Below are 14,403 nucleotides of genomic sequence, written 5' to 3'. Positions count from 1 at the left end.
ACGCTAAATTATTTTTGACATTTATTCTAAAACTGTTTTATAAATCGTTAATGCACTAGCAATTAACACTACATTCTTTATAATATATTGTCCAGTTAGTGTCAAAACCATCATATTTTGCCAAGTATCTTTCGGTAAAAAAAGTAAAGGCAAAAACGTTGTAAACATTTGAAGAATAAAAAGCCAAAATGCAACTTTAGTTAATTTTGGTAATAGCCACAAAACGCCAATGGCACACTCAATAACTCCTAACAAAACCAAGAATTTTTCTATCGAGATAAACGGAGAAATTGTTGCTTCATGCAAACGAGTAACCAAACCTTCGGCGGGAGAAATATGAATGATTTTCAAAAAACCAAACCAAAAGAACACAACAAATAAGGCGATTCTATTCCACCAAATAATGTTTGTTGAGATACCAATCGTATCCGTAGCAGTTGATAAATTTTTAGGGTAAGTAGGCATTATTATAAGGATTTTGCTAATAATGCCGAAAGTTATTACACTGATTTTTAATAATTTATGACTATCGTCAAGTTTATAATTTAAAGTATAAAAAAGATTTGTTTATTTTTTCTTAGGCGTAGTAGTCATAAATTCTTTCAAATAATATGGCTCAAAATCGGCTACGTTTTCAAATTGATTCATTCCAAAGGCTTTTGTAGCCAATATTCCAACATATTTTGCCGAAGGATACTGATTTCCATTCAGAAAAATCACGTTAGGATTGACTCCTAATGTTGCTTTACATTTTTCGGCACCATCTCCAAAGAAGATAATTTTATTATTTTGCAATAAATCTGAAAAAGAAGTTTCATCAATAATTTTTGCTTGCGTAGGTTCAACTTCGTTCAAGGTAACTGATTGATAAACAGCACAATAAACTTCCATTCGTCGGGCATCAAGCATTGGGCAAAGCAAATATGAGGAATCAAAATGAGATAAACCTAAAGCCATTGACTCTAAAGTATTAACTGCAATCAGAGGTTTTTCGAGTGTAAAACATAAACCTTTTGCAGTTGAAACACCAATGCGTAAACCTGTATAAGAACCTGGGCCTTTGGCAACTGCAATTGCATCTAAATTTTGAAAAGTCAAACTTGCTACTTTAACAACATGGTTAATCAGCGTAGTGAGCATACCAGAAGACGACTTTTCATGAGATAACTCACTGATAGACAGTAATTTGCCATCTTGGTGAATTGCAGCCGAACAACCTTTCGTTGAAGTTTCTATACTAAGAATAATGGGCATTGAAAAAAAATTTGAATGAAAAATGAAACAATGAGCTAACAAAAATTAGCTCATTGTTTCATTGCCCAAAATTAATCATTCTATTGCTCTAACATTCTATTATTTTATCATTTTATTTACTTCTAATGGCAATTACGGGATCAAGTCTAGCCGCTTGCCAAGCAGGGATAATTCCAGAAATGATTCCGATGAAGCTTGCAATAAAAACTCCGAACAAAATATTTCCCGAACTTAATATAATATCTAGCGAGCCAAGTGGTAAAAAACTTAAAATATAGACAAGCAAGATTCCAAAAAAACCACCAATTAAACAAAGAAAAATTGATTCAAAGAGAAACTGGAAAAGAATAAAGAAGTTTTTTGCTCCTAATGATTTCTGAATACCAATAATATTTGTTCGTTCTTTTACCGAAACAAACATAATATTGGCAATTCCAAAGCCGCCAATGAGTAAAGAAAATAGTCCGATAAAAAATCCACTTGTACGAATTGTTCCAAATAATTGTCCAAGTGCCGCTGCGGCTGCCTCTGGTCGGTTCAAAGCAAAACTATCTTCTTCTGCTGGTCGCAAGCCACGTTTGGTTCGCAAAAGTCCCGTTGCCTCTCCTTCTAATTCAAACAAACCTTCGTCGTTATCCATTCCTTTTAGAACAATATCGCCGTAGGGTTCTCCTGAAGAAAAAATCCGTTTGTGCGACAAAAATGGAATAAATACCTTTTGGTCGGGTTCACCACCAAAATCAGCAATTTGCTTACCTTTTCGTTCTTGCACGCCAATAACCGTTATATTTTGTCCTTTCATCTTGAAAGTTTGTCCAATTGGGTCTGAACTAGGAAATAGTGCATCTGCAATTTCAGCACCTAAAATACCTACATTTCTGCCAGATTCAACTTCTTGTGGAGCAAAATAACGACCGTTAACAATCGGAACTTCCGTAATTTCCGTAAAATCATAAGTTATTCCTTGACAAAGGGCTTCAATACTGTTATTTCCTTTTTTACAAGAAACATTGCCAGCAAAATCCATCATTGCTACAGCTTGAGCATTTTCAAGATTTTCTTTCAAATACTTAAACTCTTCATATTTTGGTTCAGGACGACGGAAATATCTCCACCACGGATAATCGCCACCGCCAAAAAACCAAGGCCATTTTTGAACGTAAATTACATTAGTTCCTATCGAGCTTAAACTGCCTTTGATATTAGATTCTAGCGAATCAACCATTGTATAAACGCCAATAATTGAAAAAATACCGATTGTTACTCCCAAAAGCGACAAAACCGTACGCAAAATATTTTCTCGTAAAGCTTGCATCGCAAAGCGAAAACTTTCAAATATCAAAAGAAGGATTTTCATACTAGAAGTCCATTCGGACAGTTTATTTGATAATAATAATTTTCACGAAAATAGTCCGCTAAAATTACTTTCGGAAATGAATTTCTCTAATCAGTAGTTTTTATTAATTTAACGGCAGATTTCAAGGATATGTGGGGTGAACACGCTTACAATCGCTTATTTGACTTACCTAAAAAACATCGACAAACATGAAAAGAAACGTTTACATTATTGGTTTACTCTTATTTTTATTTGCTTTTTCTTGCAAAAATAAACCGACTCAAACTGATGGCACTTCAAGTGATGCAAAAGATTTGTTTGTGCTTTTTGAAGAAAACCCTAATCAAAAAACTTTTTTCTCTGATAAAAAAGGTGTCATTGGTCAAAATGGAATGGTGGCTTCTGCTCACCCAGAAGCATCAAAAGTTGGTGTTGAAATAATGAAAATGGGCGGCAATGCCATTGATGCGGCCGTGGCTACACATTTTGCTTTAGCAGTAGTTTTTCCTTTTGCAGGAAATTTGGGTGGCGGCGGTTTTGCTGTTATTCGTGATAAAAATGGCAAAGCTTACACATTAGATTTCCGCGAAAAAGCTCCTTTGAAAGCCAATCGAGATATGTATTTGGATGCAAAAGGCGATGTTATTCAAGGATTAAGTTTGCTTGGTCATTTGGCCAGTGGTGTGCCAGGAGCAGTGGATGGAATGGTTGAAATTCACAAAAAATTTGGAAAATTATCTTGGGAAAAAGTTCTTCAACCTGCCATTGATTTGGCTGAAAATGGCGTTGTTTTAACCGAGAGAGAAGCTCTTGGTTTGAATAATAACAAACAAACTTTCAAGAAAATCAACGGTGAAAATACGCCTTATTTTATGAATCCTGATAATCGTGATTGGATAAAAGGTGATTGGCTGGTTCAAAAAGATTTAGGAAAAACGTTACGATCGATTCAACAAAAAGGTAGAAATGGTTTTTATGAAGGCGAGGTTGCCAATCTTTTAGTCAAAGAAATGAAAAAAGGTGGGGGGATAATTTCGCACGAAGACCTTAAAAAATATCATTCAGCTTGGCGTGAACCTATTTCGGCTGATTATAAGCACTACAAAATTATTACTATGCCTCCTTCATCGAGTGGAGGAGTGGCGTTGGTTCAATTGTTAAGAAGTGTCGAGCAGTATCCTTTACGTAAATGGGGCTTTAATTCGGATTCGACCGTACAAGTGATGATTGAAGCCGAACGACGTGTGTACGCCGACCGTGCCAAATGGTTGGGCGACATGGATTATGTAAAAGTACCGATGAAAGAATTAATGAGTAGAGATTATCTCAAAAAACGCTGGTCAGATTTTAATTTTGCCAAAGCAACCGACAGTAAAGTAATAGATGGTGGAGCAGTTCCAGGCTATGAATCTAATGAAACAACACATTATTCGGTAGTTGACAAAGAAGGCAATGCCGTTTCTATTACAACAACACTCAACGGAGGTTATGGTAGCAAAGTTGTTGTTTCAGGTGGCGGTTTTTTGATGAATAACGAAATGGACGATTTCAGTATAAAGGCTGGAGTTCCTAATATGTTTGGTTTGATTGGTAATAAGGCCAATGAAATTCAACCTGAAAAAAGAATGCTTTCTTCGATGACACCAACGATTGTAGAAAAAGACGGAAAATTCTTCATGGCGATTGGTACTCCAGGAGGATCAACAATTATTACTTCTGTTTATCAAACAATTTTGAATGTAATCGAACACGGAATGACTATGCAGCAAGCCGTAAATGCGTTGAAATTTCATCACCAATGGTTACCAGACCGCACTGTTTATGAACCTAATGCTTTTACAGAAAAAACATTAAACGCCTTAAAATCAAGAGGTTATATTATTGACGCACAAAAAGGTACATTGGGAAGAATGGACTGCATCATGCTACGGCCAGACGGAACACTCGAAGGAGCCTCTGACCCAAGAGCAGATAATACAAGTGTAGGATATTGATTTTTTTTGATACCGTTGCTCGAGAAGAAGTAACGGTATCAAAATTTATTTGTTAATGATTCCTTTCGTAATCAAATACGGAATTATCAACCATAGTAAACCTTTTATCAAAAAAAATAGAAAACCAGCCCATCCGAGCCGCTTAAACCATTGCTTAAATTTCGACTGTTCTTCCATCCAAACCTCTCTTCTAAATTCCTAATTTGATTAATTTATTGTTTGTTTTGAAGTGTATAATTTCTCAACAAAAACAATAAGCCAATAGTTGCAAGCAATGAAAAACCAATGATTGTTAGCGGTACATTGTCCATGCTTTCTAAATCGGTCTTAACGATACCAATATTATGCAAATACATAATCGTAACAGCCAAACCATTATTGAAAATATGTGCAAAAATTGGTACCCAAATGTTGCCCGTCCAGAAATAAAAATAACCAAATAAAACGCCCAACATCATACGAGGAAGAATACCATAAAACTGAAAATGAATGGCCGCAAAAATAAGAGCTGATACCCAAATTGCTATGTGTGGATTGTTTGTGCCAAGTAAAATTTTTCGCATAATCAGTCCTCGAAAAACCAATTCTTCACCAATTCCTGCAATAACTGCAATTACTATAAATGCTACCAAAAATTGCCAAAACGAAGTAAAATCTGTAAAAAACTTGGTAGTTTCAGCCAACTTATCTTCCATTCCTTTCAAAACTTCTTCCAATCCTTTCAATACTTCTGGAAAAACAATGCCTTGATTGATTTCTTGCAAAAAACCATTGAAACCCATAAAAGTAATTTCAATCAAAATTACCATTCCAAAAACTTGAATATGTGGCAACTTGCTAAAATTAAAAGCTTCCCACGATTTCTTTTCGATAATTCGCCAATAAAGCCACGCCGTACCGATAAAACCAACCAAAGAGCCAAATCCTTGTCCTAAAATCATTCCGAGCCAAGCATTAGGTAATTTATTAAAATTACCGCCACTTTCCATAATATTTTCTAGGGAAGCTCCTACAGAAACCATTGCTATCAATTGGATGATGCTTCCGAGAAACAAGAAATTTATGAGAAATAAGCCAATAATTATCAAAACAGAAGACAAAGCTGGGTTTTCACGAGAATCAAAAAGTTTCATAAGTTTTTTCGTAATTTTGCAGTAAAATTATCTAAGATTTCCTGCATTAGCAATATTTCAACTGCTTTTTGGCTTGATAAGATAAGCTCTGTATGTATCAGTTAACGGGAATTATTAGGTAATTTTTGTAGTTATTGTAGTAGTAAAACAACTATTTAATCGCGAAAACCTGATTCCTGAAACCTAAAAAAATAGAACATTGGTAAAAATAGGTAATATAGAATTGGGAGATTTCCCGCTTTTGCTCGCACCGATGGAAGATGTGAGTGACCCACCGTTTCGATTAGTTTGCAAAGAAAACGGAGCTGATTTGATGTACACTGAATTTATTTCTTCAGAAGGATTGATTAGAAATGCGGCTAAAAGTATTCAAAAATTAGACATTTTTGAATACGAACGTCCCATTGGAATCCAACTTTTCGGAAGTGACGTCGAAACAATGGGCGAATGTTCACGCATTGCAACGGCCGCAAAACCCGATTTAATTGATATAAATTATGGTTGTCCAGTAAAAAATGTGGCGTGTAAAGGTGCTGGAGCTGCATTATTACAAGATATTCCAAAAATGGCCGAAATGACATCGGCTGTTGTAAAAGCAACACATTTGCCAGTTACAGTAAAAACCCGTTTGGGCTGGAATGAGGAGACAAAAAATGTGGGAGAAGTGGCCGAACGTTTGCAAGATGTTGGTATTCAAGCACTTACTGTTCATGGACGTACAAGAGCCCAAATGTATAAAGGTGAAGCAGATTGGACTTTAATTGCAAAAATCAAAGAAAATCCTCGCATAAAAATTCCAATCTTTGGGAATGGAGACATTGATTCGCCCGAAAAAGCCCTTGATTACCGCAATCGTTTTGGTATTGATGGAATTATGATTGGCCGTGCAGCTATCGGTTATCCTTGGATTTTTAATGAAATAAAACATTATTTCAAAACAGGTGAAAAACTTCCACCACCAACCATTGCTCAAAGAGTTGAAGCAACCCGCAAACACTTAGAATTTTCGATTCGTTGGAAAGGCGACCGACTCGGAATTTTGGAAATGAGAAGACATTATAGCAATTATTTTAAAGGCTTACCTAATTTTAAAGAATACCGAATGCGATTGGTTTATTCGCTTGATTTTCAAGAAATTTCATCAATTTTGGATGAAGTCTCAATTGCTTTCGATGGTTTTTTACTAGAAAAGCAAGAAATCAAAGTCGAATATGCTGGTGTAGATTAATTGGGAAAGTTTAAACCTTCTTTAAAATTAAAACTTATGAAACTCCCAAAGTAATCATTTTTTAATTATAAACCACTTTAAAAATAAACCTCATTAGTGAACAAAAAAACATTTTCAAATCCCGAAAACAAAGTCCTTATTTCATGGCTTTTACTCAGTTTATTAGCTATAATGTGGGGCTCTTCATTCATTATTATCAAAAAAAGTCTTGATTCTTTCACTGCGATTCAGATTGCAACTGTTAGAATAATGGCTGCTGGAATTGTCTTTTTACCTTGGATAATTTCTGCTCGCAAACAATATCCTAAAGAAAAAACTAAGCATTTCTTGTGGTCAGGTTTACTTGGTTATTTTTTACCAGCTTTTCTTTTTGCATTTGCTGGAAGCAAGATAAACAGCTCATTATCAGGCACTTTAAACTCTGCAACACCTCTATTTGTACTAATAGTTGGAGCTGTTTTCTTTCAACAAATTATTAAACGTTGGCAAGTTGCAGGTTTATTTTTGGGTTTTGTAGGAAGCTTAATTTTGGTACTTTCATCAAGCAAAGATGGTTTATCTTTTAATAATCCGTATGCTTTATTAATCATTTTGGCTTCGTTGATGTATGGTTTTAATGTAAATATTGTTGGGAAACATTTAAGTGGAATTAACCCCATTTTATTGAGTGGTTGGACGCTCATAACGGTTGCTATTCTTTCTGCAATTATTCTTTTTTCGACCGATTTTGTTTCTCGAATCAATGCAAATACGCTTAATCCTTTGTTGCTATTAATCTTACTTGGAGCTATCAATTCGGGACTTGCCGCTATTATTTTCAATTATGTTTTACAGATTTCTTCGCCAGTTTTTGCTTCATCTGTTACCTATTTGATTCCAGTCGTAGCAACGCTTATGGGTTTTATTGATGGTGAGTCTATATCATTTTTGCATTATTTTGGTATGACAATTATTTTGGTTGGCGTATATTTGATAAATAAAAAATAATCTATCAAACCATGCTAAAAGCAATCATCAACGACCGTAGCTTTGAGATTTCAGAAGAAAAAGAGCAGATTTTACTTAATAGAGAACCTTTTGAATGGGATTTTCGACAAATTTCGGATAAACATTTTCATATTATTAAAGATAATCAATCTTATAATGCCGAATTGGTAGAAGCTGATTATGCCGAGAAAATCTTCAAAATCAAAGTAAAAGATACCATTCACATAGTTAATCTAAAAAATCGTACAGATTTACTTTTAGAAAAAATGGGCATCAACAATACGGCATCAGCCAAACTCAATAATCTGAAAGCCCCAATGCCTGGTTTGATTTTTGAAATGAAAGTTAAAGTTGGTGATGAAGTTAAAAAAGGAGATGTTTTACTGATTTTAGTCGCCATGAAAATGGAAAATGCAATCAAAGCAGCTGGTGATGGAAAAGTAAAAAGTATCAAAACAAACACGGGTGATAGCGTCGAAAAAGGGCAGTTAATTATGGAATTTGAATAAAATAATTAACCGACTATAAATACATTAGAAAAGACAAGTATGCGTTTCCTTATTGAATCGTCAACCTTGTCTTTTTTCATATCCAATCATTTCAATCTGCTATAAAAATCAAATTTCTATTCACATATTTTCAAAACTTCAAAATTTAAACATAACTTTGCTTTAAAATAAACAGTCAATGTCTGAACTAAAATATAAGCGAATTCTACTCAAATTAAGTGGCGAAGCCCTCAACGGTGGCGATAAAAGCCAAATTATTAACTCCGATATTCTTTCGCAGTATGCCCAAGAAATTAAATCTGTTGTTGCTCTCGGTTGCCAAGTGGCCATCGTGATTGGCGGTGGAAATATTTTTCGTGGTGCAAGCTTAAGTTCAGGAATTGACCGTGAGCAAGGCGATTACATGGGAATGATTGCAACCGTAATTAACGGAATGGCGGTACAAAGTGCCTTAGAAAGAGCAGGTTTAAATACTCGTCTGATGTCAGCCATAAAAATGGAACAAGTTGCCGAGCCATTTATTCGCCGTCGTGCTATTCGTCACCTCGAAAAAGGAAGAATCGTGATTTTAGGAGCAGGAACTGGAAATCCATATTTCTCAACCGATTCGGGTGGAGCTTTAAGAGCCAACGAACTTGGCGTTGATGTATTGATGAAAGGTACGAGTGTTGACGGTGTATATACCGCTGACCCTAAAAAAGACCCTTCAGCTACAAAATACAGCAAAATTGGCTACGATGAAGCCATAAATAAAAATCTTAAAGTGATGGATTTAACTGCATTTGCCCTTTGCAAAGAAAATAAAATGCCCATCATCGTTTTTGATATGAATGTAAGTGGTAATTTAACTAAAGTTGTTCAAGGCGAAGAAGTAGGAACTTTGGTTGGCGAGTAAATTCTATTTTAATAAATCGGTAACTGAACGAAGCCGAATTTACAAATCACTATTAGCGTATGCAACGAATTATTGTCAAAAACTTTGGCCCATTAAAAGATATAGACCTTGAAATAAAGGACTATATGGTTTTTCTTGGCCCACAAGCATCTGGCAAAAGTACGCTGGCAAAGTTGATTTATTTTGGAAAAGACCTTCAATCCATAATTTTTCGTTTTTTTTCATATTTTGAATTGCAAACGGAATCTGAATTCAATTTAGATGGACTTTTCAATTACATAAGAAGAGAACTCTTTTCTGTAATTGAAAAAAACAATTCACATTTTGAAATTGAATTTTACTTTGAAGAAAAAACATATATCAAAATTTTTTCAAACTTTGAAAAAGAGGTTACTGAAATTGATAATTTATCCAAAAAAATATTAGAAAAACTGATAACTGATGTTAAAGAATTCTATTCTTTCTCCGAGCCAAGTGATAAAGTAACATTTGAAATATTACATGAAAAGATTAATAGTAAGAATATTATTAAACATCTTCAATTAATTTTTGGTGATTATAAAAGGGTTTATTTTCTTCCTGATAATCGTTCTTTTTACAATATTAATTCTTATATACCAGTAAATGGCCCTATATTTTTTGAAGATATCAATGAATCAATTGATAGTAAATTCAAGAAGGAAATAACAAAAAACAGAAAAAACTTTGAAAAAGGGTTTGAAGGATTTGAATATATAGTCAAAAACAGAAGTAATTCGTTTTCCAAAAAAGAATTGGAATTATGCAAATATTTTGAAAAAAAAATACTCAAAGGAAAGTATATCAGTGGTCAGAATGACAAAATAATACTTGAAAATGACATTATTATTGACTTAGTTTCATCTTCATCTGGGCAAAAAGAATCTATCTGGTTACTTGTTTTTTTATACGATAAAATTTTTCTAAATCGAAAAAATAATTTTGTAATAATAGAAGAGCCCGAAGCTCACCTATTTCCAGAAGCACAAAAAGACATTACTTATTTGATTTCATTACTGGCAAATCAAGAAGGCAATCAGGTAATTATCACCACTCATAGTCATTATATTTTGGGGGCTTTAAATATTCTGATAAATGCTTACCGAATCGGGCAAACAAACCCAGAAGAAGTTGAAAAAATAGTTCCGAGAGAATTGTGGGTAAATAAAGATAGAATTTTTGCAGGTTTTTTAGAAAATGGTATTATCAAAAACATATATGATGATGAAGCTGAAATGATAAAAATCCAGCAATTAAATGCCGTTGCAGGAGAAATAAATAAAGATTTTGATAGACTACTTGATTTAGAATTTGCTAATGAAAATGTCTAACGAAAACTGTAATCCATTTAGTAAATGTGAAGAGCAAAGCGGTAAAATAAAAACTATTTTTTGTACTGAAAAAGGTAAAACTTACCAATACATTAATAAATCAAGTAATTTTGTCGTTAAGATTCGAGTAGATGAATGTTTAGTCAAAGGTGAACAACAACGCAAATGTGATTTCATGATTTTGAGTTGTGGTGAACCCAAAAAGGCTTATTTAATCGAACTCAAAGGAAGTGATTTAGAACACGCTGCTAAACAAATCCTTAATGTTATTCAATTATTTCAGATAGAACTTTCAGACTTTGAAATTAACGCTCGAATTGTACTAAGTAAAGTTTATCAAAGAGATATTGAAAGCGAAGATTATATCAAACTTAAAAGAAAACTTAAAAATAGAATCAAACATAAAAACATTTTATTGTCTGAAACAATTTAAAAATGGAAGAAATAGAATTAGTCCTTGATATGACAAAAGACACGATGGAGCGTGCCTTGAAACATACACAAATTGAACTTTCAAAAATCAGAGCTGGACGTGCCTCAACGCAAATGCTCGATGGCATTCAGGTCGAATATTATGGTTCACCGACCCCACTAAGCCAAGTTGCATCCATCAGTACACCCGATGCTCGTACACTTTCAATCAAACCGTTTGAACGTAAACTCATCAACGATATTGAACGTGCAATCATCAACTCTAATATTGGTCTTTCACCAGCAAATGATGGTGAAATTATCCGTTTAAATATTCCACCATTGACCGAAGAACGTCGTAGAGATTTGGTAAAGAAAGCCAAAAATGAAATCGAAGTTGCTCGTGTAAACATCCGTAAAGTTCGTCAAGAAGCGAATGATGAACTGAAAAAAATTCAGAAAGATGGTGGCTCTGAAGACGAAGTAAAAAAAGCAGAAGACCGTGTTCAGAAAATGACTGATACTTTTGTTCAAAAAGCAGAACAAATGATGGCCGATAAAGAAAAAGACATCATGCAAGTATAGACGAACAGAAAACATCATTTTAGTGCCAAAAATATTGAAAGCCTGCCCTAAAAAGCAGGCTTTTTTAATGAAATATTCATAAATTGCACTTTATTATTGGGTATTTACCACATATATATATTAATATGAATCCTGCCGAAAGAATAGCAGAACTGACAGAAAAGCTCAATTATTATAACCAACGCTATTATGTAGATAGTGTCTCAGAGATTTCTGACCAAAATTTTGATTTGATGTTAAAGGAATTGGAAAACCTCGAAACCCAATATCCTGATTTAAAATTACTCGAATCACCAACACATCGAGTTGGCGGCACTGTTACCAAAAATTTTGCTAGTGTCGAGCATCGTTATCCAATGCTTTCGTTGGCAAATACTTATAATGAACAAGAACTCATTGACTTTGACGAAAGGGTGCGAAAAGGACTCAACGGCGAAGCCTACGAATATATTTGTGAATTAAAATTTGATGGAATTTCACTTTCCATGACCTACGAAAACGGTATTTTTGTCCGTGGTGTAACCCGTGGTGATGGCGTAAGAGGCGACGATATTACAAATAATGTAAAAACAATCAAAACCATTCCTCTCAAAGTAAATCCAAAATCTCAAATTGCCAATCTTTTGTCTTTCGAGATTCGTGGCGAAGGTTTTCTCCCCTATTCTTCCTTTGAAAAAATGAACGCCGATGCTGAAGCAGCAGGCGAAGAAAGTTATGCCAATGCAAGAAACGCCGCTTCAGGAAGTTTCAAATTGCAAGATTCGGCCGAAGTTGCTCGCCGTGGACTTGATGCGTATGTTTATCAATTTTTATCAGACGAAGAAATTTTCAGCACACACGAAGAAAGCTTGATTGCACTTAAAAATCTTGGATTTAATGTATCTCCGACTTGGCAAAAATGTAGCGATATTCAAGACGTGATGGCTTATATTAAGCTTTGGGATGAAAAACGTTTTTCTTTACCTTTAGCAACTGATGGCATCGTAATTAAACTCAATTCGATTGCCCAAAGAGCCGAACTAGGCTATACTGCCAAAAGTCCACGTTGGGCTATTGCCTATAAATATAAAGCCGAATCGAAACCCGCTATTTTGAAAGCAGTCACTTATCAAGTTGGACGAACAGGAGCAATTACGCCAGTAGCCGAATTGGATAATGAAAAACGTAATAATAAAGGCATTCATCTTTCAGGAACAACCGTTAAGCGTGCTTCACTGCACAATGCCAACGAAATAGAACGACTTGGATTAAGAATCGGAGATACTGTTTTTGTGGAAAAAGGTGGCGAAATTATCCCAAAAGTTACAGCTGTTGATTTATCAAAACGCGATATGTTCAATACGCAAGAAATTGTTTATCCGACAAATTGTCCTGAATGTGGAGCCGAATTAACTCGAAAAGAAGGTGAAGCAAATCATTATTGTCCCAATGAAAAAGGCTGTCCTCCACAAATTCGTGGAAAAATAGAGCATTTTATTCACCGAAAAGCCATGAATATTGACAGTTTGGGTGAAGGAAAAATAGAATTACTTTACGATAAAGGCTTGGTAAGAGATGTAACTGATTTATACGATTTGACCTACGAAAAACTTTTTGGACTCGAAAAAATCACTGAAGACGAAGTTACGGGCAAAATCAGGAAAATTGGTTTCAAAGAAAAAACTGTACAAAATATTTTAGAGGGCATCGAAAAGTCGAAGCAAGTGCCATTCAAACAAGTACTTTTCGGTATTGGAATTCGTTACGTCGGAGCAACTGTTGCGGAGAAATTAGCAAGTTTTTTTAAAAATATCGACAATATTAAAAATGCAGATTACGAAACACTTCGCACCGCACCCGAAATTGGCGATAAAATTGCTCAAAGTATTGTAGAATATTTCCAAAACGATGACAATCAAATTTTTATCGAAAAACTACGTTTGGCTGGTTTGCAATTTGCAGCTCAAGATGAAATTAAAGAAATCGAAAGCGACCAACTTACAGGTAAAACATTCCTTTATACTGGTACATTTGAGAACTTTGAACGGGAGGCACTCGAACAAAAAATCGAAGCCAACGGCGGAAAAGTAGTTAGTGGCGTTTCAGGGAAATTGGATTTTTTGATTGTAGGAGAAAAACCTGGTTCGTCTAAAATTGAAAAAGCCAAAAAACTCAACGTGACCATGATTTCAGAAGAAGAATTTATGGCAATGCTAAATTAAAATCAAGATTTAAGATACGAGATAAATTCATTTTTTATCTCGTATCTTATTGATGGCAAATTATTTCAACGCAGCACAAATCCACAATCCAATTGTACAACAGCCTAAACCGAGCGATTCTCTACCTAATTCGATATTAACTGTTTTCATACCTTGATTAAGCAAAACGCCTTCCCAAGCTGGAGGAAATTGATTAATTGCCCACATTAAAAATAATAACCCAACACTAAAATACATGATTTTTTCGCCCTTACCTTTCAATTTATAATAACATAAATAGGTGGGAATTAAATAAGTAGGAATCCAAATATATGGGTCGGGGTCATTGTACTGCACCAATGCAAATGCAAAAAATACAACAATAAAAAACCAAAGAATTATTTTTTGAAACATGACTTAATATGTTTTGGTTAGGAATATCATTCAAAAGAACTCAAAATTACAATTAAGGTCAAATTAAAAATATGATATCTATTCTTATTTTTAAAATTATCTATTTTTCTTACAATAACTCATTGATT

Annotated in this window: 14 protein-coding genes; 9 read left to right on the top strand and 5 right to left on the bottom strand. The window is 34.4% G+C overall.

What is annotated here, in order from left to right; genetic code table 11:
- Positions 1-21: 21 nt before the first annotated feature.
- The 3 genes from MJQ71_RS02800 to MJQ71_RS02790 all read right to left on the bottom strand — a co-directional run bounded on the left by MJQ71_RS02800 (position 22) and on the right by MJQ71_RS02790 (position 2,611).
- Positions 22-465: a hypothetical protein gene (locus tag MJQ71_RS02800; protein WP_238804217.1), complete on the bottom strand. Its 444-nt coding sequence runs from the start codon at positions 463-465 to the stop codon at positions 22-24.
- Positions 466-567: 102 nt separating this feature from the next.
- Positions 568-1,254 (bottom strand): tRNA (adenosine(37)-N6)-threonylcarbamoyltransferase complex dimerization subunit type 1 TsaB, encoded by a 687-nt coding sequence (gene tsaB / locus MJQ71_RS02795; protein ID WP_238804214.1) that lies wholly within the window; start codon positions 1,252-1,254, stop codon positions 568-570.
- A gap of 112 nt (positions 1,255-1,366) precedes the next feature.
- A complete protein-coding gene (locus MJQ71_RS02790; RefSeq protein WP_238804212.1) occupies positions 1,367-2,611 on the bottom strand; it encodes an ABC transporter permease in 1,245 nt (414 codons plus the stop codon).
- A 188-nt stretch (positions 2,612-2,799) separates the two neighbouring features.
- On the opposite strand from MJQ71_RS02790, the gene ggt reads away from it, so the two are divergent.
- Positions 2,800-4,584, top strand: coding sequence for a gamma-glutamyltransferase (gene ggt / locus MJQ71_RS02785; RefSeq protein WP_238804210.1), 1,785 nt, complete (start codon positions 2,800-2,802; stop codon positions 4,582-4,584).
- 212 nt (positions 4,585-4,796) lie between these two features.
- Here ggt and MJQ71_RS02780 read toward each other — a convergent pair whose 3' ends face one another.
- Complete coding sequence (locus tag MJQ71_RS02780; RefSeq protein ID WP_238804207.1) at positions 4,797-5,717, bottom strand: CPBP family intramembrane glutamic endopeptidase; 921 nt, start codon at positions 5,715-5,717, stop codon at positions 4,797-4,799.
- Positions 5,718-5,916: 199 nt separating this feature from the next.
- On the opposite strand from MJQ71_RS02780, the gene dusB reads away from it, so the two are divergent.
- The 8 genes from dusB to ligA all read left to right on the top strand — a co-directional run bounded on the left by dusB (position 5,917) and on the right by ligA (position 13,882).
- A complete protein-coding gene (gene dusB / locus MJQ71_RS02775) occupies positions 5,917-6,945 on the top strand; it encodes a tRNA dihydrouridine synthase DusB (RefSeq protein WP_238804206.1) in 1,029 nt (342 codons plus the stop codon).
- 96 nt (positions 6,946-7,041) lie between these two features.
- Positions 7,042-7,932 (top strand): DMT family transporter, encoded by an 891-nt coding sequence (locus tag MJQ71_RS02770; RefSeq protein ID WP_238804203.1) that lies wholly within the window; start codon positions 7,042-7,044, stop codon positions 7,930-7,932.
- An 11-nt stretch (positions 7,933-7,943) separates the two neighbouring features.
- Positions 7,944-8,441, top strand: a complete 498-nt coding sequence (locus MJQ71_RS02765; RefSeq protein ID WP_238804201.1) for an acyl-CoA carboxylase biotin carboxyl carrier protein subunit — start codon at positions 7,944-7,946, stop codon at positions 8,439-8,441.
- Between the two features lie 178 nt (positions 8,442-8,619).
- Positions 8,620-9,336 (top strand): UMP kinase, encoded by a 717-nt coding sequence (gene pyrH / locus MJQ71_RS02760; protein ID WP_238804198.1) that lies wholly within the window; start codon positions 8,620-8,622, stop codon positions 9,334-9,336.
- Positions 9,337-9,395: 59 nt separating this feature from the next.
- Positions 9,396-10,685: an AAA family ATPase gene (locus tag MJQ71_RS02755; RefSeq protein ID WP_238804197.1), complete on the top strand. Its 1,290-nt coding sequence runs from the start codon at positions 9,396-9,398 to the stop codon at positions 10,683-10,685.
- Positions 10,678-11,118: a hypothetical protein gene (locus MJQ71_RS02750; protein WP_238804196.1), complete on the top strand. Its 441-nt coding sequence runs from the start codon at positions 10,678-10,680 to the stop codon at positions 11,116-11,118. The genes MJQ71_RS02755 and MJQ71_RS02750 overlap by 8 nt, the downstream gene beginning before the upstream one ends.
- Before the next feature lie 2 nt (positions 11,119-11,120).
- Positions 11,121-11,681: a ribosome recycling factor gene (frr, locus tag MJQ71_RS02745; RefSeq protein ID WP_238804195.1), complete on the top strand. Its 561-nt coding sequence runs from the start codon at positions 11,121-11,123 to the stop codon at positions 11,679-11,681.
- 125 nt (positions 11,682-11,806) lie between these two features.
- Complete coding sequence (ligA, locus tag MJQ71_RS02740; protein WP_238804194.1) at positions 11,807-13,882, top strand: NAD-dependent DNA ligase LigA; 2,076 nt, start codon at positions 11,807-11,809, stop codon at positions 13,880-13,882.
- 60 nt (positions 13,883-13,942) lie between these two features.
- Here ligA and MJQ71_RS02735 read toward each other — a convergent pair whose 3' ends face one another.
- On the bottom strand, positions 13,943-14,275 hold the full coding sequence (locus MJQ71_RS02735) for a transmembrane 220 family protein (protein WP_238804193.1): 333 nt from the start codon (positions 14,273-14,275) through the stop codon (positions 13,943-13,945).
- Between the last annotated feature and the right edge of the window lie 128 nt (positions 14,276-14,403).

Source organism: Emticicia aquatica, assembly GCF_923079645.1.
GTDB lineage: Bacteria > Bacteroidota > Bacteroidia > Cytophagales > Spirosomataceae > Emticicia > Emticicia aquatica.
This window is presented reverse-complemented; position numbering and strand designations above follow the sequence as displayed.